This window comes from Bradyrhizobium sp. UFLA05-109 (assembly GCF_054185165.1).
On the sequence record NZ_JBBIAR010000026.1, the window covers coordinates 45,592 to 71,424 of the forward strand.

The following is a 25,833-nucleotide window of genomic DNA, read 5'->3' on the forward strand; positions in this document are numbered from 1 at the left end:
GTTACGCTGCGTCTGCGCTGATCAGCGCAACACGTTCAGGAGATCCTGCACCATCGAGTTCGCCGTCGTGATGACCTTGGTGTTGGCCGAATAGGCCTGCTGGGTCACGATCAGCTTGGTGAACTCGTCGGCGATGTCGGTGTTCGACCCCTCCAGCGACGAGCCGCTGATGGTGCCGGAAGCACCGTCGATCGCCGGGCCCGACTGGTCGGTCACCGCGTAGGCGCCGCCGTCCATCGCCTTCAGGTAGTTGGTGCCGTTGAAGTGTGACAGCGTCACCGCAGCGAGATCGAGGTTCTGGCCGTTGGAGAAGGTGCCGACCACGATGCCGTTGTTGTTGACGGCGACTGAGCGGAGCTGGCCGGCGGCGTAGCCGTTCTGCGTGATGGTGTTGATGGTGACGGCGCCGCTGGTGCTTGCATATTGCGTCAACCCGCCCGAGGAGATGTTGAAGGCGACCGAGCCGAGCTGCTGGTGGTCGACGGTGACGTTGGGGATGGTGATGCCCGAACCGCTCGGCGAGGTGAGCGAGCCGTCGCTAGCAAAGGTGAAATTGGTGCCGATGTTGACCCAGGCCGTTTGCGTGCCGGTCGCACTGGCGTCCGACTGATAGAACAGGTTCCAGGTATCGGAGTGCCCTTGGCCGAGTGAGGCGCTGTCGACTTTGGCCCATCGCAATTGCAGGTTCACCGGCGTACCGGAAGCATTGTACGCGGTCACCGCGCCACCGCTGATGGACTCCTTGGTGAAGGTCGAAAGGTCGTTGCTGGTCACGGCGCTGCTGCCGGTGGCGCGGGCCTGCGATACCGGGCTCGTGAAACCGAGCGCGGAAAAGGCGGACGACGCACTCGTGATGCTGAGGTCCTGCATGGCACCGGTGTGAAGCGTGATGGCGCCGCCGCTGATTGTCGGTGCCACGCCGGTGACCCCGCCGATTGCCGAGAGCAGATCGCCGACGGTATCGTCCGCGCGGACATGGGTCGAATCCTGCAGGCCCGTGCCGGCCGCGGTAATGTTGATCGTGGTGCCGTCGACCACGATGGTGTCGCCAGCGGCGAAGTCCGTCGTCAAGGAGTCGCTACCCGCGGCGCCCGACAGCTTCGTCGCGGAGGTGATGGCAGCAGCAGCCTTGTTGTTGACGGCCGTGCCGGCGATCGTGTTATCGGCATAGGGCAACGGGCTCGACGCGAAGTCGGACGGATTGAGGCCACCATAGGCCACGAGGGAGCCGCTCGTCGCCGTCGAGCTCGCCACCGTATTCGGCTGGGTCGGCAGGTTCGCCGCGTATTGGATTGAGGTGGTCGCCTGTGCCGGGACGAAGTTGTTCTGGAATTGCAGCACCGTCGGCACGTTGCCGAGCGCGTTACCGGTCTTCGGGTCGACCGCAACGCCCATCAGGTAGTAGCCGGCGCCGTTGACGAGATTACCGTTGGCGTTGACCTGGAAGTCGCCGCGGCGGGTGTAGTAGTTGACGCCGTCGAACACCGGCACGTTGTCGACGACACCAGTCGCCTTCTGCACCGAGAAGAAGCCGTCGCCGGTGATCGCCATGTTGGTGGCGACGCTGGAGGACGAGATCGTGCCCTGGGTGGTGATGGTCGCCTGTGCATGCGCGGTGACGCCGCCGGCGACCTGCTTGCTCGGCACCGAGGCGTCGGGAATGAGATCCTCGAAGCTGGTTCCGATGCCCTTGTACCCGGTGGTGGAGGAGTTCGCGATATTGCCGGAAATGTTCTGAAGCGCGTAGGACTGCGCCTGCAGGCCACCCACCGAGGTGTTCATTGCATCGAAGATACCCATAACTTTGTCTCCAAATCCGATCTCGGCGGCCGGCCGACCCATGGCCGCAATCGGAGGAGACTTCGCAAGGCCTATGCCAATGCGGGTATTCTCAGGAAATCAATGACTTAAATAGACATGCCCCGGCCGAGAGACCGGGGCACAATTGCCGGGCCGGCAACAATTGCCGGGCGCAACCCTTACGTCGCGGACGCCGCCGCGGGGTGGAAGACCAGCCCGAAACCGTCGATGCAGTAGCGCAATCCGGTGGGCTTCGGACCGTCGTCGAAGACGTGGCCGAGATGGCCGCCGCAGCGGCGGCAGTGCACCTCTGTGCGAACCATGCCGTAGGTCCGATCCTCGGTCTTGCCGACGTTACCCTCGATCGGCTGGTAGAAGCTCGGCCAGCCGGTGCCGCTCTCGAACTTGGTGTCGGAAGCGAACAGCGGCAGGTCGCAGCCGGCGCAAGCGAAGACGCCCTTGCGATGCTCCTTCAGAAGCGGACTTGAGCCGGGCCGCTCGGTGCCTTGGTTGCGCAAAATCTCGTACTGCTGAGGCGTGAGCTGGGCGCGCCACTCGGCCTCCGTCTTCTCGATCTCGAATTTCTCCGCGGCCTTCTCTCCAGCCTTGGCCGGGGTCGCTCTCAGCCAGCGGAACGCCGTCAGGCCGAACAGGCCGGCGACGGACGTCAACAGGATGCGGCGGTCAAACATCTCTTTCTCCGTGCGAGGGGACTTTTCACCTGTCCACGCGCTGAGATACGGGCTTCAACGCGCAACGTTACACAGTCAGGCGGAGTTTTTTCTCAAATTATTGCGAGACGCCCTGCTCTTCTGGCACGGCTTCCTCGGCATGCGGAACCGGTTCCGACCGCGGCGCCGGCCGGACCGGGCGCACCGCCCCGGGCGGCGGGCGCCGCGGCCCGGTTCCGGCGGCGCGGTTGGCCGCAGCCAGCTTCGCCTCACGCTCACTCTCCTTGACCCGCACCCGCTCGCGGTAACGGGCGAGCGAGCCGGCGGCGGCTGAGGTCGCCCTGCCCCAGAGCCCGATCACCTGGCCGGCGGCCCGCCCCGTTATCCCGCCTGCCCAGACCAGCTCGAACGGCGAGAACAGGCGCCAGCGCTCGTCGCCCCGAAGGATGCTGCGAACGATGAGCTGTCCAGCCATGGCCGAGGTGTTCATGCCCTGGCGGCCAAAGCCGCTCGCCACCCACAGGCCTTTGCGGAGCTGCCCGATCTGCGGCATGCCATGCACGGTCTGGCCAGTGGCCCCGCCAAACATCTCGGCGATCTCGACCTCGCCGAAATCTGGAAAGATCGTGCGGATCCGGCGCTTGATGGCGCCGGCGAAGCGTTGCGGGTTCGCGGCCCAGGTCGTCTCCGGGCTTTCCCATATCAAGCGGTCGCCATCGACGACGCGGAAATGATCGAGCCCGTCGGTATCCATCACCGATCCCTCGAAGGCGAGGATCTCGGAGAGGCGCTCGCCGAGCGGTGCGGTGATTCCGGCATAGCGCCAGACCGGCAGCAGCGTGTCCGACAGGCGCTTCAGCGGCGTGCCGAGATGGATGTTGCCGGCGAGCACGATGTGCGTGGCGCGCATCCGCGCCGACGGCGTCACGATGCGCTTGCGGATGCCGGAATGATCGATACTGACGACCGGCGTGTCCTCGAAGATGCGCGCGCCCGCCCGCCGGGCCAAGGCCGCGAGCCCGTGGACATATTTCCGGCCGTCCACCTGGAACGCCCTCGGATAATAGATGCCGTGGAAATAGCGATCGGTCTTGAGCACCGCGCGCACGCGGTTGGCCTGCCAGCCTTCAGCCTCGATATCGAAATCCTCGTTCAACATCTGCAGCCGGCTGATCAGCCGGTCGCCAGCATCGACATTGGAGACCTCGAGCACCCCGTCGCTCACGTCGATCCCCGGCATCGTCTGTTCGGTGGCGTTGGCGCGCACGAACTCGGCGCCCTCCTTCGACAGCGCCCAGAGCTCGCGCGCGTCCTCGAAACCGACGCGCTCGATCAGGTCGGCGGGCGGCAGCGCAAAGCCCGGCATCACGGTGCCGAGCTGGTTGCCGGAGGCGTTCCAGCCGACATGCCGGCCCTCCAGCACTGCGACGCTGGCGCCGAGCCTAGACGCCTCCAGCGCGATCGTGAGCCCGGCAAGTCCGGCGCCGATCACGCAAATGTCGGCGTCGAGATCGAACGACAGCCGCTCGCGCTCGCGAAAGCCGGCTTCTTCCTGGGGGCACGCTCTTGTGTAAGTCTCGCTCATGTCGTTTTCTTAAGGCACCGGTCAGGCGCTTGTCACCTTGTCCCCCGGAGCCTGTACATTAATTACGACCATGATGATTCGAGAATGCCATGCGCCGTTTGATGCTGCTGCGTCACGCCAAGACCGAGACTGACGCACCGAGCGGCCGTGATCAGGACCGCCGCCTCGACGACCGCGGCCATCGGGATGCAGCCCAGATAGGCGACTGGATCGCCCATCATCCACCATTCCCCGATACCGTGCTGGTCTCACCGGCCGTACGGGCCAAGCAGACCTGGGACATCGCCTGGGACGCGATGAAGGACCGCGTCGAGGCGCCGGAGGTGGAATTCCTCCCGGAACTCTATGGCGCAAACCCCGCGCAGCTCCTGGAAACCATTCGCACTGCAACCATCCCCGTCAACCCGAAGCGATTGATGCTGGTCGGCCACAATCCCGGCATGCACGAGCTTGCACTGATGCTCATGGGCAGCGGCGACCACTCCAGCCGCAAGGCTCTCCACGACAACCTGCCCACGGCGGGGCTTGCGGTCTTCGACTTTGACGTGAAGGATTGGGGTGACGTGGCGTACCGCCATGGCAAGCTGGTGCTGTTCGTCAGCCCCAAGCTGTTGAAGCAGGTCTAGGGGCGACAGGACACCGTCGCAGGATGGTATCTTGGGCCGTGGAAAGACAGGGAGGCGCAGATGTTCAAGTCCATTCTCGTGCCCATCGACCTCTCCGACACCGATCTCGCAAAACCTGCGATCGCGACGGCTGCGACGCTGTCGCAGACCTGGAACGGCACGGTGCGCCTGCTCAACGTGCTGCCGATGACGCCGGTGATGCTGGCTGAATACGTGCCAGCCGATTTCGACGAGCAGCAGCGCCAGACCTCGGAGGAGGCGCTCGCAATCGTCGCGCGCGAGTCCGGCATCGACGCCCCGCACATCTCGAGCGTGGTGCGCCAGGGCGGCATCTATCACGAGATCCTGGAAGAAGCGGCGCATATGAAGGCCGACCTCATCGTCATGACCTCGCACCGTCCCGCGATGCGGACCTATTTCCTGGGCTCAAACGCCGGGCATGTGGTGCGTTACGCCAAATGCTCGGTGCTGGTGGTCAGGCACTAGCCTCTGCTCGGATAACCACCTCGGAGCAATTGCATGCGGGACTGGTGGCGCAAATGGAGTTACGAAGTCCCTCTCGCGATCGGCGATGCGCTGTGGCAGGTACTGGTCGTGCAATTGGCCGCGGCTCTGGACAGGCTGACGCTGCGGCAGGTCATCGCCCTCATCCCTGTCGTCATTCTGGTCCTGGCCTACTATCACAGGATCCCGATCCCGCCCGAGCTGATGCTGGTCGGCGATTTTCTTGCCTATATCGACGTGTTCTCGGTGTTGTTCCTGCTCGGCGTTCTGAGCCGTGTCACGACGATTCTGTTCGTCGTCAAACAGGCGTCGGCGCGGATCGCAGCACTCGCCGACAATGTCGCCACGTACGTGCGACGTCTCGGCCTTCGACACCGGCGCGAACACGGCGCCTCGACGAGGCCACGCCGCAAGCCCGATCGTTCCGAGGACGATCGAGCTTTTGGCGGAGCATGGGGACACGCCGCAATCGCCTGATCCCCGCAGTTGGTTACAGATAGCGCGTCAGCTCGGCTTTCACCTGCCCGTAAACGGCATCCTCGATCTGCGAGCGCGTGATCCCGATGTCGCGCAACGCGCGGTCATCGAGCTCGCTCAGCGTCTTGACGGCGGCGCGACGCTCCAGGAAGTCGAGCAGCGCCGAGGCGCCGTTGACGACGGAGCGGAGGAAGCCGCCTGACGAGGGTGGGCTGAGAGACTGCCCGGCAGTTTGCGAGATGGTGGTCATGTTTCTTCTCCGGCAATCGGTCCACGTGGCGAAGCAGGTGCCGTTGGCGCACACGCCGCTTAAGCGCCTGCACCTTCAATGCCCTCGGATTGCTCTCGCATCCGGGTTTCAATCGCGGACCTTGATGGAACCAAAATGCTCCAGTACAATCCTCGGTGCAAGTGAAACATTGCTCTCGGTGCAATAATGTCGAAGTTCGAGTACGTGAAGCTGGCCGATGCCGTTGCCGCAGACATAACTAACGGGACGTTAAAGCCGGGCGACCGCCTGCCGCCGCAGCGCAATTTCGCCTATGAGCGTGGCATTGCAGTCTCGACCGCGAGCCGGGTTTATACGGAGCTGCTGCGTCGCGGCCTCGTCGTCGGCGAGGTCGGCCGCGGCACGTTCATTTCCGGCGAGGCGCGGCGCGGTGTCTCGGCTCCCGCGGAGCCGCGCGGCGCGCGCATCGACTTCGAGTTCAACTATCCGCTGCTGCCACAGCAATCGGCGATGATCGCAAAGAGCCTCGCCGGTCTCGAGCGCCCCGAGGGGCTGGAGGTCGCGCTGCGGCCCGCGACCAGCACCGGCACGCAGGCCGCTCGGAGCATTTCCGCATCATTCCTCGCGCGCAAGGGTTGGGCGCCGAGCGCCGACCACTTCGTCTTCACCTCGAATGGACGGCAGTGCATTGCCGCCGCGCTTGCCGCGCTCGTGCCTGCGGGCGGGCGCTGCGGCGTCGAGGCGCTGACCTATCCCTTCATCAAGGGCATCGCCGCACGCTTCGGCATCACGCTGGTGCCGCTCGCGATGGACGAGCACGGCGTGCGTCCGGACGCGATCCAGAAGGCGCATCGCGAGGCGCATCTTGCCGCGCTCTATCTCCAGCCGACGATGCAGAACCCGCTCGGCATTACCATGCCGCTCGGCCGCCGCAACGACGTGCTGCGCGTCGCCGAGAAGCTCGACCTTCCGATCATCGAGGACACCGTCTACGGCTTCCTCAACGACGAAGCGCCGCTCGCCGCGCTGGCGCCGGACCGCTGCCTCGTGCTCGACAGCCTGTCGAAGAAGGTCGCGCCGGGGCTCGCGCTCGGCTTCATCGTCGCCCCGCCCCACTTGCGCGAAAGCGTGCTGGCCTCCGTGCGCTCGGGCGGCTGGACCGCGTCCGGCTATGCCTTTGCGGCCGGGCAGCGGCTGATGGCCGACGGCACCGCGGCCGAATTGTCGCGCCTCAAGCGCATCGATGCGGGCAAGCGCCAGCACCTGGCGGCGCAGCGGCTCGCCGGCTTCGACATCCAGGCCGATCCGAAAGCCTATCATCTGTGGCTGTCGCTGCCGCCGCATTGGCGCTCGCAGACGCTGGTCGCCGCGGCCGGCCGCCGCGACATCGCGCTGACGCCGTCCACGACGTTCGCGATCGCCAATGGTCACGCGCCCAACGCGGTCCGCCTTGCGCTCGGCGCACCGACTTTCGAACAGCTCGATGCGGGCCTGCGCACACTCTCGGCGATGCTGCGCTCGAAGGAAGAGGATTTCGATTCGACGGAGTAGGTGGGCCGGCCTCTCAAGCCACCGGCCACTCTGCGATGAACCCCTTCGCCTTGTACGGCTCGATCTTGTCCCACTCATGCAGCACGCGGCGGCGTAACTCGGCATCGGTGTGCCAAAGCCCGCGCGGCGTCGCAAAACTGTCGACCGTCAGAAGCATCTTCGTCACGTCCGGCCAGTGCCGGTGCAGCGTCATGGGGTATCGACGCGCCGTCCAGGTATTGCCGAGGCAGATCACGCTGCGAATGTTTTGCAGCCCGAGCGCCGCATCGATGACCGGCAGCGAGAAGACGACGTTCTCCCCCGTATTCATCGCCCGGTGCTCTTCGAGGATGCGGCCCGCCGGAATGCCGGCTTCGACCATCGCTGCCTTGATGAGTTTGCACTCGGATTGCTCCGAGCCCGGCGTCACCCCGCCGCTGACAATCGACCAGCGGAAATAGCCGTCCCGCCAGAGCCTTGCCGCGGTATCGGCGCGCAGCGCCACGTCCTCGCGCGTACCGAACAGGAACAGCAGGTCAGCCGGTCGAAGCGGTGTCTCGATCAGGTGCGTGGCATTGATTGCGGCAATCTCATCCACCGTCGGCATGCGGGTGCTGCGGTCCATGACGACAAGGATGCGACATGGGCGCGCTCCTGCGAAGTCACGTTTGATGACCGCCGGTTGCAGCCATCCCTATGGCAGCAGCGCCTCTGGCAACCGGTCAAAGCTGTAGCTGCGCGGCTGGTTGCGGCGGATGAAGCCGCCGATCTGCCAGGTAAACAGGGCGGCGAAGCCGATGATGAACAGCGCGCCCGTCCATTCGCCGGTCGTGATCGCGCGGATCAGAAGCCCGGCCATCGCCACCGCCAGCAGCGCGAGCAGCGCGAGCGCCACCGTGTAGGCGGCGCACCCAAGGCCCGCGGTCAGCCTCGCTAGACTGCCCGCCTTCGCCATGTGCTCATGCAGCGCGACGATGAAATCGCGAAAGCCATGATCCTGCGCCGTCATCAGTGCCGCGGTCTGCCAGGTCGTCGACAGGATCGCGATGCGGCCGCCATCCGCATGGCGGATATCGGCGCGAAACCGGTGCTGCTGCATCGAGACGGGCCGGTAAGACAGCCGGATCGCCGAGATCTCGCCATAGCGCCACAGGCCGGAACGGCCGGCGATGCGCCACGACAGACCCTCATCCGTCAGCTCGAAGCGGTGCGCCGAGCCGATCAGCGACGCCTTATAGGCGTAGCTCGTGATCTGCTCGCTCGTGGCTTGCGCAGCGGCCTCCTGCAGCTCGGACATCTCGATCGACCCTATCAACTCCGCACGCTGCCTGATCGGCTTGCACGACCGCCCTCACCCATTCTACAAACCAAGCATGGCTGAGACGATCTTTTTTCCCCGTCACCTGATTCTCGGCGCTGCGCTGATCTCGGGCGTGCTGCTAGCGCTCGCGGTGCACATGCTGGGCGCGCGCTACGGGCTCGACCTCGGCGGGCTTTGGCGCTCGGACACGCGTGAGTTCATGCCGGCCGGTGCGGCGATCGCGTGGTGGCTGATCGCCACCGTCGGCTTTTCGGGCGGCTACTTTACCGCGACGCTGATGCAGAGCGCCGTGTCGGGCCAGATCCCGCGAAGGATGCGGCAGTTCCTGATCGCAGTCGGCGTGCTCTTGCTCGCCGGCGCCGGACAGGCGGCCGCCGCACCAAGCCCGATCCCGACCATCTCCGGCGTGCTGGCAGGCCTCGCCGCACTGTGCCTCGGCGCAGTGATGGCATTCTGCGGCGCGCATTTCGCACTCCGCAAGGCCTGACGTTCAGGCAGAGGCGCGCAGGCGGGGCTTTGCCAGCATCATCGCAACCTCGGACGCTGGCCGCGGCGCGCTGAACAGATAGCCTTGCGCCTGGGTGCAGCCCTCGCGCCGCAAGAGCTCGAGCTGCGCATCGTTCTCGACCCCCTCCGCCGTGGTCGCGATCCCGAGGCTGCGTCCGAGGCCGGTGACGGCACGGACGATTGCCATGGAATCTTCGCGCGTCGAGAGCTCGGATACGAAGGAGCGGTCGATCTTGATCTTGTCGAAGGGGAAGCTGCGCAAGTAGCTGAGCGAGGAATAGCCGGTGCCGAAATCGTCGAGCGATATCCGCACGCCCTGCGCGCGCAGCTCGTGCAGGATCGCGAGCGTCGCCTCGCTGTTCTGGAGCAGCACGGATTCAGTGATCTCGAGTTCGAGGCGCTCGGCAGCGAGCCCCGAGGCGACCAGCGCCTCGGTCACCGAGGCGACCAGGTTCGGATTCTTGAACTGCACCGGCGAGAGGTTGACGGCGACGCCGATCTCCTCGGGCCAGGTGGCCGCATCGGCGCAGGCGTTGCGCAGCACCTGCTCGCCGAGCTGCACGATCAGGCCGGTCTCTTCCGCAAGCGGAATGAAGGCGGCCGGCGAAATCAGGCCGCGCTGCGGGTGATTCCATCGGCTCAGCGCCTCGAAGGCGACGACGCGGTCCCTGGCGACGTCGCGGATCGGCTGGTAGTGGACCTCGAACTCGTTCCTGCCCAGCGCCGCCCGCAGATCCATTTCGAGCAATCGCCGCGCCTGCGCGCGGGCATCCATGCCGGTCTCGAAGAAGCGATAGGTGCCGCGGCCGTCGGCCTTGGCGCGGTACAGCGCGAGGTCGGCGTTCTTCAACAGCGCGTCCGGATTGCTGCCATCCTGCGGCGACAGCGAGATGCCGATCGAGACGCCGATGATGATCTGATGGTCGGCGATCTCATAGGGCGCGGAAATCACCTCGACCAGACGTCCGGCGAGCGCGGTGGCCGCCGCCTCCTCCTTACCGAGCTGGACCACGGCGAACTCGTCACCACCGAGCCGCGCCACGGTGTCTCTCTCTCCGACACAGGCAGCTAATCTGCGGCCGACCTCTTTAAGCAGCGCGTCGCCGATCGGATGCCCGAGCGAATCATTGATGTCCTTGAAGTGATCGAGATCGAGGCACAACACCGCGAGCTGGTCGCCGGGCCTGGCGAGGCGCAGGCCCTGCTCGAGCTGCTCGTGGAACAGCACGCGGTTCGGCAGATTCGTCAGCGCGTCGTGACGCGCCATGTGAGAGATCTTCTCCTGAGCCGCCAGCCATTCGGTGATGTCCTCGAAGGTTGCGACCCAGCCGCCCCCTTGCATCGGCTGGTTGACGACACGGATCGAGCGGTTGAACCTGCTGACGATCGTGGTCGTGGTGCGGCTGTCGCGAGCGTCGGCGACGAGTTGCGCGAAGAACTGGTCCGGATCGCCCTGCCAGTGTCCCCGCGCCTGCTCTTCGCGCAGCACCTCGAGCAGCAGGCGACCGGCGAGCTGCATGTCGGTCCGGCGCAACATCGCGGCGTAGCGCTCGTTGAAGAGGAGGATCTTGCCGTCGCGGTCGAACATGCACAACCCCTGCGACATGTTCTCGAGCGCGGTGTCGAGCACGACCTGCTGACGCCCCAATTGGCCCTTGGCGCGGCGGTCGAGGATTGCGGCCACGAGCGCGATGGCGATGATGGCGGCTGCGGCGCTCGCGGTGAGCAGGGACAGCGTCGCCGGCGCGATCGACAGCCCGCTGATCGCGAGCGTCGGATCCGGCGTCAGCTCGACGGCCCCCATCGCCGTGAAATGATGCGAGACGATGGCGAGCGTGAGCATGCCGGTAGCAGTCACGGCATGCGAAAGGTCATCGCGCCGCGCTGCGACATAGATGGCCGCTGCGCCGAACACGATTCCGAACAGGATCGAAGCCGTCACCGTGCCGCTCACCCAGCCGATGCGCGCGGGCATCTCCAGCGCCGCCATGCCGGTATAGTGCATGGCCGCGACGCCGCCGCCGACGATGGCACCGCCGAGGAGAATCCAGGGCCTGCGCGTCGATGATACCGCGATGCTCAGGCCCACGAAGGTCACGGAGATCGCGAAGACCAGCGACAGGACCGTCACCGGAATGTTGTAGGCCGCGCCGGCGCCTGGGCCGTAAGCCAGCATCGCGATGAAATGCGTCGCCCAGATGCCGCAACCGCTGACGACGGCGTCGAGCGCAAGCCAGACCAAACGCGCAGAGCCCTGTGTGGCGCGCGCCCGATGAAACAGGCTGATCGCCGCGGCGCTGGCGAGCAGGCAGACCGCGCCGCCCAGCGCGACCAGGCGCCAGTCATGCTGATCTGTCAGGCAATAAAGAACTTGGTACATTTGGCAGGTCCATTTTCGGCACCTGCACTAAAGGGGGTGAGAGGTGGACAGTCGGTAACCGGCTACATCCCGGTTCGGCTCATGGTGAACGAAAGCTGTGAGCGCAGGGCAGCATACTCAGGGTTAACCATCGGCTGGCGCGCTATGCCAGATCGCCGTCGCGGCCAGCAGCAGGACCGCTGCCGCGATGATCAGCGACGCGTGCAGGCCGGTCATAAAGTTCCCCGCAACCAGCGAGCCGAACAGCGCAACCCCGAGCACGCTGCCGGTCTGCCGGGTCGCATTGAGCACGCCGGCCGCGATGCCCGAGCGGGCCTTCTCGACGCTGCCGAGCAGCGTCGAAGTCAGGGGCGGCACCAAAAGGCCGAGACCGCCGCTGATCGCGATCATCTGCACGGCGATCGCCCAATAGCTCGTGTCAGGAGCCATGCCGATCATGGCGAGGCAGCCCAGCGCCGAGACGCACGCACCCACGATCATGGTCCTGCAAGCTCCAATGCGCTCGGAAATGCGCGGCGCCAGCAAGTTCACCGGCAGCACCGCGCCCATCATCGGGACGAAGGCAAGCCCGGTCCACCAGGCCGACAGCCCGTTGACCTCCTGGAAGTAGAGGCTCAGCACGAAGATCAGGCCGTAGATCGCAACGTTCACGAGCAGGCCCACGAGCGAGGTCAGCGCGAACATGCGGTGGCCAAACAGCGACAGCGGTAGCATCGGCTGCGCCGCGCGCTGCTCCCGCCAGACGAACAGCGTGGCGAGGACAGTGGCCACGACGAAGGCTGCGATCACGGCAGGATGCGCCCAGCCGATCGCGCCACCTTCGATGATCGCGCCGGCGAGCGCGCCCAGTGCACCGATCGCCGCGCACTGGCCGGGCAGATCGACCTCGCGCGCGAGCGAGCGCGGGGTCTCATCGGTATAGCGCCAGGTCAGCCAGAGGCCGACAAGGCCTATCGGCAGGTTGACCAGGAAAATCGCCCGCCAGCCAACCAGCGTGATCAGGCCGCCGCCGACGAACGGCCCCGCGGTCAAGGTGAGGCTGGCGCCTGCGGCCCAGACTGCGACAGCGCGGCCGCGCTGCTTCTCGTCCGGATAAGCGTGGTTGAGCAGCGCCAGCGAATTCGGCACCAGGATCGCCGCCGCCAATCCCTGGATCAACCGCGCGCCGATCAAGACGACGGCGTTCGGCGACAGCGCGCAGGCGAGCGAGGCCGCGGTGAAGAGGGCGAAACCCGCCATGAAGACGCGCTTGGCGCCGATGCGATCGCCGAGCGCGCCGGCGGTCAGGATGAAGGCGGCAAAGGCGATGGTGTAGGCGCTCACCACCCATTGCAGTTCGGCGACCCCGCCGCCAAGCGCGGTGCCCATCGCATGAAGCGCGGTGTTGACGATGGTGACGTCGAGCTGCACCACGCCATAGCCGAGACTCATCGCAGCGAGCGTCAGCGAGGTGCCAAGGCGCGCGCGCGGTGCGCTTCCCGAGGACCCATAGTCGATATTGGTGGCGATATTGGTGCGCATGTTGCCATCCCGATTGCAGCCCCATGCGAAGACTACATGGCCCAACCCCAAGCATGATTCGATAAAAGTCGAATTATGGATGCTGAACTATTCGCTTGAGGAACGAACTCGCCACCTCTCCGGTGTCATCGCCCGCGAAGGCGGGCGATCCAGTATTCCAGAGACGGTGACGAATACGTAGAGGCCGCGGCGTACTGGATCCCCCGCTTTCGCGGCGGATGACATCTTAGAAAAACGCGCACGACTATCGCGCCGCGCGTCTCAGGAAGCCCCACTCAGCTCGCAGCGCGCAGGTTCACCTTGGTCTCGGCGATCGAGGTCAGCTTCTTGTCGGTCGCCTTCTCCTCCTCGAGCGTCTTGGCGAGTACCGTCGCGCAATCGTTGCGGCCGAGCTGCTTGGCCCAGGCGATCAGACTGCCGTAGCGGACGATCTCGTAGTGCTCGGCGGCCTGCGCGGCGTTGATGAGGGCCGCATCGAGCACCGCCTTGTCGGCGACTTCGCCGGCAGTGTCATCGGCCTCCTCGATGATGCCGTCGATCGCCGGGCAATCGACCGCCTTCACCTCGACGCCGTGCATCTTGAACACCTCCTCCAGCCGTTTCACGTGCTGCTTGGTTTCCTCGAGGTGCGTCAAAAAGCCCTGCTTCAACTGCGGATCGGTCGCCTTATTTGCCATTTTCGGCAACGCCTTGGTGAGCTGCTGCTCGGCGTAATAGATGTCCTGCAATTGATGCACGAACAGGTCGTTCATGGTCTTGATGTCCTTGGTGAACAGTCCCATCGTTCCAATCCTTGCACATTCGGGAACAGAGCGGCGCCGGCCTGCATGTGCAGGCCGCTTTATGCGCGGTGTTCGGTTGCTGATGCACCGCTAACCGGCACGCATGAGGGACGTTCCGAAGAGATCGGACACCTTGCGCTGGAACAAGGCGAACCGCGCTGCGGTTTGGCAAAATACGGGCAATGATACGGCAATGCCGCGACTCGCAATCCTTAACGCGCCGCAATGTGTAGGACGTATGACAAAAAGGGCTGTCCCAGCGCAGAACCTTCCGTTGTCAAGGGCTGCACAAACCGCTGTTTTTGCCTTAAGGAACTAGGATATGCCTTGCGATCAGTGCCAACCTTCAGGCTGCGATCGCACTCGATTGGCTCGCAGCTCAATTGGCTCGCAGCTCAATTGGGTAGGCTGTATGGTTAAGTGTGCCCCGCCGGGAGGATGAATGCAGGACGTGCTGCCCGCGCTGAAACGCGGCTTCAAGAGATGGATCGGCTGGCGACGGCTCGGCATTGCCGCGAGCGTCATGATCATCGCCTTCGCGATCACCACGCTGGTGCGCACCCTCAAGGGCATCGACACCGGCGTCATCCTGACCGCGTTAACCGAGATTCCCCGCGGCAATATCGGCCTTGCGGCGCTCTGCGTCTTTTTCGCCTTCTGTACGCTGACCTTCTACGACTTCTTTGCACTGCGAACGATTGGCAAGAAACACGTCCCCTACCGCATCGCAGCGCTGTCCAGCTTCACCTCCTATTCGATCGGCCACAACATCGGCGCGACCGTGTTCACCGGCGGGGCGATCCGCTTCCGGATCTATTCGGACTACGGGCTCAACGCGATTGACGTCGCAAAAATCTGCTTCCTCTCTGGCCTCACCTTCTGGCTCGGTAACATCTTCGTGCTCTCGATCGGCATGGCGATCCACCCCGATGCCGCCTCTGCGATGGACCAGCTCCCCTCAGCGATCAACCGCCTGATCGCCCTTGGCGGCCTTGCCTCGATCGCCGCCTATCTCGTTTGGCTATCAATGGGAGAGAAGCGCCGGGAGCTCGGTCAGAAGGGCTGGAAGGTCGTGCTGCCGTCGGCGCCGCTGACGCTGGTACAGATCCTGATCGGCGTGGTCGATCTCGGCTTCTGCGCGATGGCGATGTACCTCCTGGTGCCGTCCACCCCGCCGATCGATTTCATGTCGCTGGCTGTGGTGTTCATCCTGGCGACGCTGCTCGGCTTTGCCAGCCACGCCCCCGGGAGCATCGGCGTGTTCGACGCCGCCATGCTGCTGGCGCTCCCCGAGTTCGGCCGCGAGCAGCTCCTGGCGACCCTCCTGGTCTTCCGCATCCTCTATTTCATGATCCCGTTCGGCCTCGCCATTTCCATCATGGGAGCGCGCGAGCTTTGGATGAACGTCGTGGAGCCCTGGCAGGAACGCCGCAGGCTGGCGGAAGCCTGCGCGCAGGCCAACCTGCCCAAGCAGGTGACGCAGATGGAGCGCGAACGATCGCTGCGGCAGGCCAGCAAGCGTTGAGACGGTGGGCGGCGGCACCCCTGGACGGCAAGAGCTAAACTGGTCAGACAAACGTCGAAGGCAGGTCGAGAAAGCCTCTCTTATTTCCGCCTCAACTTTGACGTTGAAAGCGCGGGCCATGATCCGAGCCAATCTCCGCACCTTCCTCGCCGGCGCCCTGCTTGTCGGGATATTCGGCGCTCTGCCGCCTGAACGCGCTGCCGCACAGGACGGCAGCTTGCAGATCACCTGGGAGGTGCGCAACCGCTTCCGGCTGTTCCGCGAGGAGCGCGACTTCCTGCTCCATGTCGAGAACGCTCGCAACCGCAGCATTCTCGCGACCGAGCAGTCGCTGGAGATGCAAAGCGAGGGCCGCGGCTGGGCCCGCAACATGGTCAACCGCCTCTGCATCGACCTCCAGGGCCGGGTCAACCAGCCCTGCACCCGCGACAACGTCAAAGAGAACTACATCACCCCGATCGACCACCCGGTGACCGTGCGCCTGACCGGCGCCGTGCCGGTCGGGGCCACCTGCGCCTGGTCGTTCGACGACGGCGACGGACCGCAGGCCTCGACCTTCGACTGCGCCGAACCGGTGAACCTGCGCGTTCGCTATGGCAAGCAGACGGTGGCGACCGTCGACGTCTCCTCGGGCTCCGACCCGACCCAGCGCATCCAGGCCGAGATCCAGGTCCGCGACATCTTCATTGCGGGCTTAGGCGACAGCATCGCCTCCGGCGAAGGCAATCCGGACCGCCCCATCGCGCTGTCCGACGACGGTTTCTGCTTCCGCTCATATCTCGGCACCTCCGGCGGACAGTACTACCGGCCGAGCCGCGCCGGTTTCAAGGGCGGGCGAGCCTGCGAGGCGCCGGACACGCTCGCCAACTGGCAGCGCTACAACGCACTCTGGTTCAACGCCGCCTGCCATCGCTCGCTCTACAGCTACCAGAGCCGCACCGCGCTCGCGCTAGCGGTCCGCTATCCCCACATCGCAGTGACCTATCTGCCGCTCGCCTGCACCGGCGCGAGCATCAGTGACGGGCTGCTCGGCTCGCAGCGTGCGCGCGAATGCCCGCCCGGCAAGAGCGGCACCTGCCAGACCAGCGTCAATGCGCAAGTGGCCGAGCTGCGCGAGGCGGTCGCTGCGGCCAAAAAACGCCAGCCGGACCGCAAGCTCGACCTCGTGCTGCTCTCGATCGGCGCCAACGACGTCTATTTCTCCGGGCTCGTCGCCGACGTGATCGTGGACACCGCGACCGAACGCGCGCTGTTCACGCGCTCCGGCGTGATGGCTAGTGTCGACGACTCACGCGATGCGCTCGCGCGCGAGCTGCCCAGGAATTTCGTCAGGTTGCGCGAGGCCCTGAAGCCGCTGGTCGACGGCGACCTCTCGCATGTCGTCTATGTCTCCTACGCCAATCCGGCGCTCGCAGACGGCGGCGTACCCTGTCGCGGCGGCCGCGCCGGCTTCGACATCCATCCGGCCTTCAACGCCGATCCGCAGCGGCTTGCCCGGGTCTCGACCTATGTCGACACCGAATTCCTGCCGCAGCTCAAGGGGCTCGCGACCTGCACGCAAGGCGCGCTGTGCCGCGATCCCGAATCCGACCGCATGACCTTCGTCGATACGCATCAGGGAGTGTTCGCCGACCACGGTTTCTGCGCGCATGCCGGCACCGATCCCGAATTCGACCGCACCTGCTTTGCGGAGAACGGCCAGAGTTTTAACCCCGACATCGTCACCGCCGCGAGCCAGCCGATGCTCTGCGGCCGCGGCGCCTCCGAATATCGCGCCTATCTGCCGCGTGCCCGCTGGATCCGCGATGCCAATGACAGCTATTTCGCGGCGATGACCTATCCGCAAGGATTGCCCGCCGCGAGCCAGCCGAACGACATTCACGACGCCGCCTGGGGCGTGCTCTCCGCCGTCTATGGCGGCGCCGTACACCCGTCCGCCGAAGGCCACGCCGCGATGGCGGACGCGGCCCTGCCTGCCGCAAGCACGGTGCTCGGCCTCGACGCCGTGCCGCCCGGCTTCACCCGCGGCCTGCTGGCACCGCTGCTGCCGGGCCTGCGCCAGTAGACCGCGCTGCAAGCACACTCTCGGTGTCATCGTCCGCGGAAGCGGACGATCCAGTATTCTAGAGGCCGCGGCGCACTGGATTCCCCGCTTCCGGGGGGAATGACAGCGGCCCGCGAAAGTGACGTTCTTCCCCCTGCCGTTCCATCAATCCAAAAACGGTATCAATCGATACTCCCTTCAACTTGGACACTTTCCTGCGCGCCCCTCTAGGAGTCCTCCCTGAGGAAACATTTATTCTGAGGAGGCGCGCGCATGAGCGCAGTGGTGTCCGCAGCGGACGTGAAGAGGTCTCGCGTCAGGCTGTTTATCGTGACCATGCTGTTCCTAGTCACCACGGTCAATTATGCCGACCGTGCCACGCTATCGATCGCCGGCCCCGCGCTTGCCAAGGAACTGCATCTCGATCCCATCGCCATGGGCTACATCTTCTCGGCCTTCGGATGGTCCTATGTGATCGCCCAGGTGCCGGGCGGCTGGCTGCTCGACCGCTACGGCTCGCGCATCGTCTATGCCTTCAGCATCATCGTCTGGTCGCTGTTCACGCTGATGCAGGGCTGGGTCGGCTTCCTCGGCGCCGGCACCGCGGTCGCCATGCTGTTCGCGCTGCGTTTCCTGGTCGGCATTGCGGAGGCGCCCTCCTTCCCCGCCAACGCCCGCATCGTCGCGGCCTGGTTCCCGGGCAATGAGCGCGGCACCGCGTCGGCCTTCTTCAATTCCGGGCAGTACTTTGCGACCGTGATCTTCGCGCCGCTGATGGGCTGGATCGCCCATGATTACGGCTGGCGCTACGTGTTCTTCGTGATGGGCGCGCTCGGCGTCATCATGGGCCTCGTTTGGATCAAGACCATCTACGGTCCGAAGGAACACCCCTCGATCAACGAGGCCGAGTTCGACTACATCAAGGAGGGCGGCGCGCTGGTCGATCTCGACGCGCCCAAGGACGACCTGAAGGATGAGCGCGCGCCGGACTCAGGCCCGAAATGGGACCACATCCGCCAGCTTCTCTCCAACCGCATGATGCTCGGCGTGTATCTCGGCCAGTACTGCATCAACACGCTGACCTATTTCTTCCTGACCTGGTTCCCCGTGTACCTCGTCAAGGAGCGCGGCCTGTCGATCCTGCAGGCGGGCTTCGTCGCGACGCTTCCGGCCTTGTGCGGCTTCGTCGGCGGCGTGCTCGGCGGCATCATCTCGGACGCGATCCTGCGCAAGACGGGCTCGCTGACCATGGCCCGCAAGATCCCGATCGTCGGCGGCATGCTGCTGTCAATGGCGATCATCGGCTGCAACTATGTCGACGGGCAGGCGCTGGTGGTCGGCTTCATGGCGCTCGCCTTCTTCGGCAAGGGCATCGGCGCGCTCGGCTGGGCGGTCGTCTCCGACACCTCGCCCAAGGAAGCCGGCGGCGTCTCCGGCGGCCTTTTCAACACCTTCGGCAACCTCTCCTCGATCACCACCCCGATCGTGATCGGCTACATCGTGGCCGCGACCGGCTCGTTCAACGGCGCCCTCGTCTTCGTCGGCGTCAACGCGCTGGTCGCCGCGATCGCCTACCTCGTCGTCGTCGGCCAGATCCAGCGGGTGGTGCTCAAGCGTTCCTCCTGAGCGCTCCGGCAAAATCGGAGCGGACCAGGCAACTTGCGGCGGCTTCAAGGCCGCCGTCTTTGTTTCGGAGGTCATCGATGCTAGAAGTGCCAAGGAAACGCCTTATCCATCCAAGGCAAGTATCGATGTTCGACCTCAACCAGCTCCGCTGCTTCGTGACCGTGGCGGAGGAATTGCACTTCGGCCGCGCCGCCGCGCGGCTCAACATGACCCAGCCTCCGCTGTCCCGGCAGATCCAGGTTCTGGAGCACATCATCGATGCGCCGCTGCTGGAGCGCACCAGCCGCTCGGTGCGGCTGACGCCGGCCGGGCGCAGCTTCCTGCCCGAAGCCCGCCGCATCCTGAAGCTCGCAGAGAGCGCCTCGCAGGTCGCACGCCGCATCGCGCTCGGCAAGACCGGCTCGCTCAAGATCGGTTTCACGGCCGCGGCCGCTTACGGCTTCCTGCCCGAACTCGTCGCCGCCTGCCGCGCAAAACTGCCCGAGGTCGATTTCTCGCTGAAGGAGATGGTCTCTGGCGACCAGTTCGAGGCGCTCGCTTCGGGCCAAATCGATGCCGGCCTGTTGCGGCCGCCGATCGCGCGGCCGGAGCTTGCCAGCCGCCGCGTCGTTGCCGAGCCCCTGCTCGCCGCGATCCCGAAAAAGCACCCGCTGGCGAACGCCGAGTCCGTCACCATCAAGGATTTCGACGACCAGCCCTTCGTAATGTATTCGCCCTATGAGAGCCGTTACTTCCACGACCTTCTGGTCGCGCTCTTCACCCGCGCCGACGTGCTGCCGCGTTATGTCCAGCATTTGAGCCAGATCCACTCGATCCTCGCCATGGTGCGCGGCGGGCTCGGGCTTGCCATCGTGCCGGCGGCGGCCGCGAGCCTGAAGATCTCCGACGTCCGCCTGCGGCCGCTCAAACTGCGCACGCGCGTTCCGGTCGAGCTCTTCATGGTCTGGCGGCGCGAGGACGAGAACCCGCTGCTGTCCGCGCTGGTGAAAATCGCGGGCGAATTGGCCGCTGCGGAGACCATGGAAGATTGATGCTGAATACGCATCATTCGATATAGGCTTTGGCTTGGACGCGCATCGAACGGTCTCTTAAGTAATGTCCCATGGACGCGCGCTTGTCGCGCATCCTCCAGGACATCGGACGCCACATCGCGCGTCCCCCAGAACATCCGGTGCGCAAGCCCGCGCGCCGCATTCAAAACCCAGAGGGAGCAGCGCCCGTGAGCAAGATGACCCCGCAGGAGATGGCCCAGAAGATCGGCTCCGGCCTCCTGTCCTTCCCCGTCACGCCGTTCAAGGCTGACTACTCCTTCGACGAGGCAACCTACCGAGCCAACATGGACTGGCTGTGCGGCTATGACGTCGCCGGCCTGTTCGCTGCCGGCGGCACCGGCGAATTCTTCTCGCTGACGCCGACCGAGGTTCCGCAAGTGGTCAAGGTCGCCGTCGACGAGACCAAGGGCCGCGTGCCCGTGCTGGCTGGCACCGGCTATGGCACTGCGACCGCGCGCGAGATCGCGATCGGCGCTGAAAAGGCCGGCGCCGACGGCCTGCTCCTGCTGCCGCCCTATCTCACCCATTCCGAGCAGGAGGGCCTCGCCGCCCACGTCGAGGCGGTCTGCGCCGCCGTGAAGATCGGCGTCATCGTCTACAACCGCGACAACGCCATCCTCCAGCCCGACACGCTCGCGCGCCTCGCCGAGCGCTGCCCGAACCTCGTCGGCTACAAGGACGGCATCGGCGACATCGAGCTGATGACCCGCGTCTACACCAAGCTCGGCGATCGCCTGACCTATATCGGCGGCCTGCCCACGGCCGAGACCTTTGCCCTGCCCTATCTCGACATGGGCGTGACGACCTACTCGTCGGCCGTGTTCAACTTCGTGCCGGAGTTCGCAACCAAGTTCTACGCCGCCGTGCGCAAGCGCGATCACGAGGCCATTCACGCGGGCCTGAAGAACTTCATCCTGCCGCTGATCACGATCCGCAACCGCAAGAAAGGCTATGCAGTCTCGATCATCAAGGCGGGCATGAAGGTGATCGGCCGCGACTCCGGTCCTGTCCGCCCGCCGCTCACCGACCTCACTGAGCAGGAGATCGCGGAACTCACTGCGCTCGTGCAAAAGCTGCCCGCCGCGCAATCGGCACAACAGGCGGCAGAATAACGAAACGAAAAAAGGGAGGAGCTGCCGATGGTCGAAGTTTCCGGCGCGCCAGTCGCCAGCGCGTCAGTCGCCGGCGCACCAATCGTCACGTCGATGCAGGTGATCCCGGTCGCCGGCCGCGACGGCATGCTCCTCAACTTGAGCGGCGCGCACGCGCCGTTCTTTACCCGCAACATCGTCATCCTCACCGACAACTCCGGTCACACCGGCGTCGGCGAGGTGCCGGGCGGCGAGAAGATCCGCAAGACGCTTGAAGACGCCCGCGACCTGGTGATCGGCAAGACCGTTGGCGCGCTGAACAACATCCTCGCCGACATCCGCACCGCCTTTGCCGACCGCGATGCCGGCGGCCGCGGCAAGCAGACATTTGACCTGCGTGTGATGATCCACGCTGTGACCGCGGTGGAATCCGCGCTGCTCGATCTGCTCGGCCAGCACCTCGGCTTGCCCGTCGCAGCCCTGCTCGGTGAAGGCCAGCAGCGCAAGAGCGTCGAGACGCTCGGCTATCTCTTCTTCGTCGGCGACCGCCGCAAGACGAGTCTCGCTTATGTCGAGGGCGAGACCGGCAAACCGGAATGGTTCAACCTGCGCCATCAGGAAGCGATGACGCCGGAGACCGTCGTTCGCCTCGCGGAAGCGACCCACGATCACTATGGCTTTGCCGATTTCAAGCTGAAGGGCGGCGTCTTGCGCGGCGAGCAGGAGATCGAGGCCGTCACTGCCATCGCCAAGCGTTTTCCCAATGCGCGCGTCACGCTCGATCCGAACGGCGCCTGGTCGCTCGATGAGGCTGTCAGCCTCTGCAAGGACATGCACGGCATCCTCGCCTATGCCGAGGACCCCTGCGGCGCCGAAGCCGGCTTCTCCGGCCGCGAGATCATGGCCGAGTTCCGCCGCGCCACCGGGCTGCCGACCGCGACCAACATGATCGCCACCGACTGGCGCCAGCTGTCTCACGCATTGAGACTCGGCGCGGTCGACATTCCCCTCGCCGACCCCCACTTCTGGACCATGCAAGGCTCGGTGCGCGTCGCCCAGACCTGCCGCGACAACGGCCTGACCTGGGGCTCGCACTCCAACAACCATTTTGACATCTCGCTCGCCATGTTCACCCATGTCGGCGCCGCGGCCCCCGGCAAAGTCACCGCGATCGACACCCACTGGATCTGGCAGGACGGCCAGGCGCTCACCAAGGAGCCGCTCCAGATCAAGGGCGGCAAGATCGCGATACCCGACAAACCGGGCCTGGGCATCGAAATCGACCGGGCAGCCATCGAAGCCGCGCATGGCCTTTACAAGCAGCATGGACTTGGTGCCCGGGATGACGCTATTGCCATGCAGTACCTGATCCCCGGCTGGACCTTCGACGACAAGCGTCCTTGCCTCGTGCGCTAAAAACTTCCCTGGAGGAAAAAGATGACTGCGATCCTGAAGAATTTCATTGGTGGTGAATGGGTCGACGGCTCCGGCATCACCAGGAACATCAACCCCTCCAACACCAACGACGTCGTCGGCGAATATGCCAAGGCCGACAAGGCGCAGACCGAGAAGGCGATCGCGGCTGCCAAGGCCGCGTTCCCGGCCTGGGCGCGCTCGACGCCGCAGGAGCGCTTTGACGCGCTGACCAAGATCTCGACCGAAATCCTCGCCCGCAAGGAAGAGCTCGGCCGCCTGCTCGCCCGCGAGGAAGGCAAGACCCTGCCCGAGGGCATTGGCGAGGTCGCCCGCGCCGGCCAGATCTTCGCGTTTTTCGCCGGCGAAGCGCTTCGCCTGATCGGCGAGAAGGGCGCCTCCGTGCGTCCCGGCCTCGAGGTCGAGATCACTCGCGAGCCGGTCGGCGTCATCGGCATGATCACGCCCTGGAACTTCCCGATCGCGATCCCGGCCTGGAAGATCGCGCCCGCTCTCTGCTACGGCAACACCGTGGTGTTCAAGCCGGCTGAGCTCGTGCCGGGCTCGGGCCATGCATTGTCCGAGATCATCACCCGCTCCGGCATTCCGGCCGGCGTGTTCAACCTCGTCGTCGGCTCCGGCTCCGTGGTCGGCCAGACCCTGCTCGATCATCCCGACGTCGCCGCGATCTCGTTCACAGGCTCGGTGCAGACAGGGCGCAAGATCGCGCAGGCCTGCGTGCTCTCGAACCCCATGAAGAAGTTCCAGCTCGAGATGGGCGGCAAGAATCCGCTGGTCGTGCTCGATGATGCGGACCTCAAGACCGCCGTCGAGGTCGCCGTCAACGGCGCCTATTTCTCGACCGGCCAGCGCTGCACGGCGTCCTCGCGCCTGATCGTCACCGAAGGCATCCACGACCGCTTCGTCGCGGCGATGGCCGAGCGCCTGAAGGGCCTGTCGGTGGACGACGCGCTCAAGGCCGGAGTGCATATCGGCCCCGTGGTCGATCAAAGCCAGCTCGACCAGGACCTGCGCTACATCAAGATCGGCCAGGACGAAGGCGCCAAGCTCGCCTGGGGTGGCGAGTTGCTCAAGCGCGAGACCCCGGGCCACTACCTCCAGCCGGCGCTGTTCACGGAGGCCAACAACAACATGCGCATCGCGCGTGAGGAAATCTTCGGACCGGTCGCCGCAGTCATCCGCGCCAAGAACTACGAGGAGGCACTGGCGATCTCCAACGACACCGAGTTCGGCCTCGCCTCCGGCATCTGCACCACCAGCCTGAAGTACGCCACGCATTACAAGCGCAACAGCGAGTCCGGCATGGTGATGGTCAACCTGCCGACCGCCGGCGTCGACTATCACGTGCCCTTCGGCGGCCGGAAGGGCTCGAGCTACGGAGCCCGCGAGCAGGGTTCGTACGCCCGCGAGTTCTACACCACGGTGAAGACCGGCTACACGTTCCCTGGCTGATAGGCCGATCATTGTAGGGTGGGTTAGCGTCAGCGTAACCCACCTCTTTACTATCCCGAGCCGAGAGAAGTGGTGGGTTACGCTTCGCTAACCCACCCTACAAATGCTGGAGCCCGCATGGACCAGTCAGTCGCAGCGAAAGAGCAGCCCCTCTACATCAAGCTCAACGAGCGCGACAATGTCGCGATCGTGGTCAATGATTTCGGGCTTCCCGCCGGCTCCCGCTTTGCCTGCGGGCTGACGCTGCGCGCCTTCGTGCCGCAAGGACACAAGACGGCACTGGTCGATATCGCGCAAGATGCGCCGATCATCCGCTATGGCGAGGTGATCGGCTATGCGCTCTCGCCGATCCTGGCCGGCGAATGGGTCGACGAAGCGCGCATCCGCATGCCGGAGGCGCCCGCGCTCGACAAGCTCGAAATCGCCACCGCCGTCCCCGCTCCGCTGCCGCCGCTCGAAGGCTTTACCTTCGAAGGCTATCGCAATCCGGACGGCTCGGTCGGCACCAAAAACATCCTCGGCATCTCCTCTTCCGTGCAATGCGTCAAGGGCACGATGGAATATGCGGTGAAGCGCATCCGCACCGAGCTGTTGCCGAAATATCCGAACGTCGACGACGTTGTTCCCCTTACCCACGCCTATGGTTGTGGCGTCGCGATCACCGCGCCCGACGCCGTCGTGCCGATCCGCACGCTGCAAAACCTCGCGCTCAACCCCAACTTCGGCGGCGAGATCCTCGTCGTCGGCCTCGGCTGCGAGAAGCTCGCGCCCGAGCGGCTCGTGCCCGAAGGCGTGAATGATGCCATCGTGCGCATGCAGGACGAGGCCTTCGACGGCTTCGGTGCGATCGTCGATGCGATCATGACGCAGGCCGAGGCGCGCCTGAAGATCCTCAACGCGCGCAAGCGCGAGACCTGCCCGGCCTCCGATCTCGTCATCGGCCTGCAATGCGGCGGCAGCGACGCCTTCTCCGGCGTCACTGCAAATCCAGCCGTCGGCTATGCCGCGGATCTGCTGGTGCGCGCTGGCGCCACAGTGATGTTCTCGGAAGTCACCGAGGTGCGCGACGCCATCCAGCTGCTCACCCGCCGCGCCATCAACGAGGACGTCGGCCGCGCGCTTGTGCGCGAGATGGCCTGGTACGACTCTTACCTCGCCCGCGGCGGCGCCGACCGCAGCGCCAACACCACGCCCGGCAACAAGAAGGGCGGCCTTGCCAACATCGTCGAGAAGTCGCTCGGTTCGATCGTCAAGTCCGGCTCGTCCGCCATCACCGGCGTGCTGTCGCCCGGTGAGAAGGCGACGCAGAAGGGCATGCTGTTCGCGGCGACGCCGGCCTCCGACTTCATCTGCGGCACGCTTCAGCTCGCCTCCGGGATGACGCTGCAAGTATTCACCACCGGCCGCGGCACGCCCTACGGCCTCGCCGCAGCCCCCGTGATCAAGGTTGCAACGCGCAGCGAGCTTGCACGGCGCTGGAAGGACCTGATCGACTTCGACGCAGGCCGCATCGCGACCGGCGAGAAGACCATCGAGGAAACCGGCTGGGACCTGTTCCGCCTGATCCTCGATGTCGCCAGCGGCCGCACCAAGCCTTGGTCGGATCGCTGGGGCATCCACAACGATCTCACGCTGTTCAATCCTGCGCCCGTGACGTGACACCGCCACGTCACGCC

The 25,833-nt window shown here is 65.4% G+C and carries 22 protein-coding genes; 13 read left to right on the forward strand and 9 right to left on the reverse strand.

The genetic code is table 11. The features are described 5' to 3' along the window. Positions 1-21: 21 nt before the first annotated feature. From Q3C01_RS20200 to Q3C01_RS20210, 3 genes are all read right to left on the reverse strand, one after another. A complete protein-coding gene (locus tag Q3C01_RS20200; protein ID WP_458147061.1) occupies positions 22-1,800 on the reverse strand; it encodes a flagellar hook protein FlgE in 1,779 nt (592 codons plus the stop codon). 179 nt (positions 1,801-1,979) lie between these two features. Continuing rightward, positions 1,980-2,492: a peptide-methionine (R)-S-oxide reductase MsrB gene (gene msrB, locus Q3C01_RS20205; protein WP_458147062.1), complete on the reverse strand. Its 513-nt coding sequence runs from the start codon at positions 2,490-2,492 to the stop codon at positions 1,980-1,982. 97 nt (positions 2,493-2,589) lie between these two features. Next, the gene (locus tag Q3C01_RS20210; RefSeq protein WP_458147063.1) at positions 2,590-4,056 is read right to left on the reverse strand and encodes an NAD(P)/FAD-dependent oxidoreductase; all 1,467 of its coding nucleotides are present in this window, start codon (positions 4,054-4,056) and stop codon (positions 2,590-2,592) included. A gap of 89 nt (positions 4,057-4,145) precedes the next feature. Here Q3C01_RS20210 and Q3C01_RS20215 point away from each other — a divergent pair, with 89 nt between their 5' ends. The 3 genes from Q3C01_RS20215 to Q3C01_RS20225 are packed head-to-tail and all read left to right on the forward strand — an operon-like array spanning position 4,146 to position 5,663. Next, positions 4,146-4,682, forward strand: coding sequence for a SixA phosphatase family protein (locus Q3C01_RS20215; RefSeq protein ID WP_458147064.1), 537 nt, complete (start codon positions 4,146-4,148; stop codon positions 4,680-4,682). Between the two features lie 60 nt (positions 4,683-4,742). Continuing rightward, a complete protein-coding gene (locus Q3C01_RS20220; protein ID WP_458147065.1) occupies positions 4,743-5,168 on the forward strand; it encodes a universal stress protein in 426 nt (141 codons plus the stop codon). A gap of 33 nt (positions 5,169-5,201) precedes the next feature. Further along, positions 5,202-5,663, forward strand: coding sequence for a hypothetical protein (locus Q3C01_RS20225; RefSeq protein ID WP_458147066.1), 462 nt, complete (start codon positions 5,202-5,204; stop codon positions 5,661-5,663). Positions 5,664-5,676: 13 nt separating this feature from the next. On the opposite strand, the gene Q3C01_RS20230 is transcribed toward Q3C01_RS20225, so the two are convergent. Beyond that, entirely contained in the window at positions 5,677-5,913 is a 237-nt protein-coding gene (locus tag Q3C01_RS20230) for a DUF1127 domain-containing protein (protein ID WP_458147067.1), read from the reverse strand. A 186-nt stretch (positions 5,914-6,099) separates the two neighbouring features. Here Q3C01_RS20230 and Q3C01_RS20235 point away from each other — a divergent pair, with 186 nt between their 5' ends. Further along, the gene (locus tag Q3C01_RS20235; RefSeq protein WP_458147068.1) at positions 6,100-7,443 is read left to right on the forward strand and encodes an aminotransferase-like domain-containing protein; all 1,344 of its coding nucleotides are present in this window, start codon (positions 6,100-6,102) and stop codon (positions 7,441-7,443) included. 13 nt (positions 7,444-7,456) lie between these two features. On the opposite strand, the gene Q3C01_RS20240 is transcribed toward Q3C01_RS20235, so the two are convergent. Both Q3C01_RS20240 and Q3C01_RS20245 read right to left on the reverse strand, forming a co-directional pair. Next, positions 7,457-8,029 (reverse strand): YdcF family protein, encoded by a 573-nt coding sequence (locus Q3C01_RS20240; protein ID WP_458147069.1) that lies wholly within the window; start codon positions 8,027-8,029, stop codon positions 7,457-7,459. An 87-nt stretch (positions 8,030-8,116) separates the two neighbouring features. Beyond that, complete coding sequence (locus Q3C01_RS20245; protein ID WP_458147070.1) at positions 8,117-8,719, reverse strand: hypothetical protein; 603 nt, start codon at positions 8,717-8,719, stop codon at positions 8,117-8,119. 76 nt (positions 8,720-8,795) lie between these two features. Here Q3C01_RS20245 and Q3C01_RS20250 point away from each other — a divergent pair, with 76 nt between their 5' ends. Beyond that, positions 8,796-9,230, forward strand: coding sequence for a hypothetical protein (locus Q3C01_RS20250; protein ID WP_458147071.1), 435 nt, complete (start codon positions 8,796-8,798; stop codon positions 9,228-9,230). Positions 9,231-9,233: 3 nt separating this feature from the next. On the opposite strand, the gene Q3C01_RS20255 is transcribed toward Q3C01_RS20250, so the two are convergent. The 3 genes from Q3C01_RS20255 to Q3C01_RS20265 all read right to left on the reverse strand — a co-directional run bounded on the left by Q3C01_RS20255 (position 9,234) and on the right by Q3C01_RS20265 (position 13,933). Then, positions 9,234-11,630 (reverse strand): putative bifunctional diguanylate cyclase/phosphodiesterase, encoded by a 2,397-nt coding sequence (locus tag Q3C01_RS20255; RefSeq protein ID WP_458147072.1) that lies wholly within the window; start codon positions 11,628-11,630, stop codon positions 9,234-9,236. A gap of 123 nt (positions 11,631-11,753) precedes the next feature. Then, positions 11,754-13,151, reverse strand: coding sequence for an MFS transporter (locus Q3C01_RS20260; protein WP_458147073.1), 1,398 nt, complete (start codon positions 13,149-13,151; stop codon positions 11,754-11,756). Positions 13,152-13,426: 275 nt separating this feature from the next. After that, positions 13,427-13,933, reverse strand: a complete 507-nt coding sequence (locus tag Q3C01_RS20265; RefSeq protein WP_458147074.1) for a YciE/YciF ferroxidase family protein — start codon at positions 13,931-13,933, stop codon at positions 13,427-13,429. Between the two features lie 442 nt (positions 13,934-14,375). Between Q3C01_RS20265 and Q3C01_RS20270 the strand changes: the two genes are divergently transcribed. From Q3C01_RS20270 to garD, 8 genes are all read left to right on the forward strand, one after another. Beyond that, positions 14,376-15,458, forward strand: coding sequence for a lysylphosphatidylglycerol synthase transmembrane domain-containing protein (locus Q3C01_RS20270; protein ID WP_458147075.1), 1,083 nt, complete (start codon positions 14,376-14,378; stop codon positions 15,456-15,458). A gap of 118 nt (positions 15,459-15,576) precedes the next feature. After that, positions 15,577-17,523: an SGNH/GDSL hydrolase family protein gene (locus Q3C01_RS20275; RefSeq protein WP_458147076.1), complete on the forward strand. Its 1,947-nt coding sequence runs from the start codon at positions 15,577-15,579 to the stop codon at positions 17,521-17,523. Positions 17,524-17,775: 252 nt separating this feature from the next. Further along, positions 17,776-19,128: an MFS transporter gene (locus tag Q3C01_RS20280; RefSeq protein WP_458147077.1), complete on the forward strand. Its 1,353-nt coding sequence runs from the start codon at positions 17,776-17,778 to the stop codon at positions 19,126-19,128. Between the two features lie 125 nt (positions 19,129-19,253). Continuing rightward, positions 19,254-20,159, forward strand: coding sequence for a LysR family transcriptional regulator (locus tag Q3C01_RS20285; protein WP_458147078.1), 906 nt, complete (start codon positions 19,254-19,256; stop codon positions 20,157-20,159). 188 nt (positions 20,160-20,347) lie between these two features. After that, complete coding sequence (gene kdgD / locus Q3C01_RS20290) at positions 20,348-21,292, forward strand: 5-dehydro-4-deoxyglucarate dehydratase (protein ID WP_458147079.1); 945 nt, start codon at positions 20,348-20,350, stop codon at positions 21,290-21,292. A gap of 27 nt (positions 21,293-21,319) precedes the next feature. After that, positions 21,320-22,687 (forward strand): glucarate dehydratase, encoded by a 1,368-nt coding sequence (gudD, locus tag Q3C01_RS20295; RefSeq protein WP_458147080.1) that lies wholly within the window; start codon positions 21,320-21,322, stop codon positions 22,685-22,687. A 21-nt stretch (positions 22,688-22,708) separates the two neighbouring features. Next, positions 22,709-24,157: an aldehyde dehydrogenase family protein gene (locus tag Q3C01_RS20300; RefSeq protein ID WP_458147081.1), complete on the forward strand. Its 1,449-nt coding sequence runs from the start codon at positions 22,709-22,711 to the stop codon at positions 24,155-24,157. A gap of 117 nt (positions 24,158-24,274) precedes the next feature. Continuing rightward, a complete protein-coding gene (gene garD, locus Q3C01_RS20305; protein WP_458147082.1) occupies positions 24,275-25,816 on the forward strand; it encodes a galactarate dehydratase in 1,542 nt (513 codons plus the stop codon). Positions 25,817-25,833 lie beyond the last annotated feature (17 nt).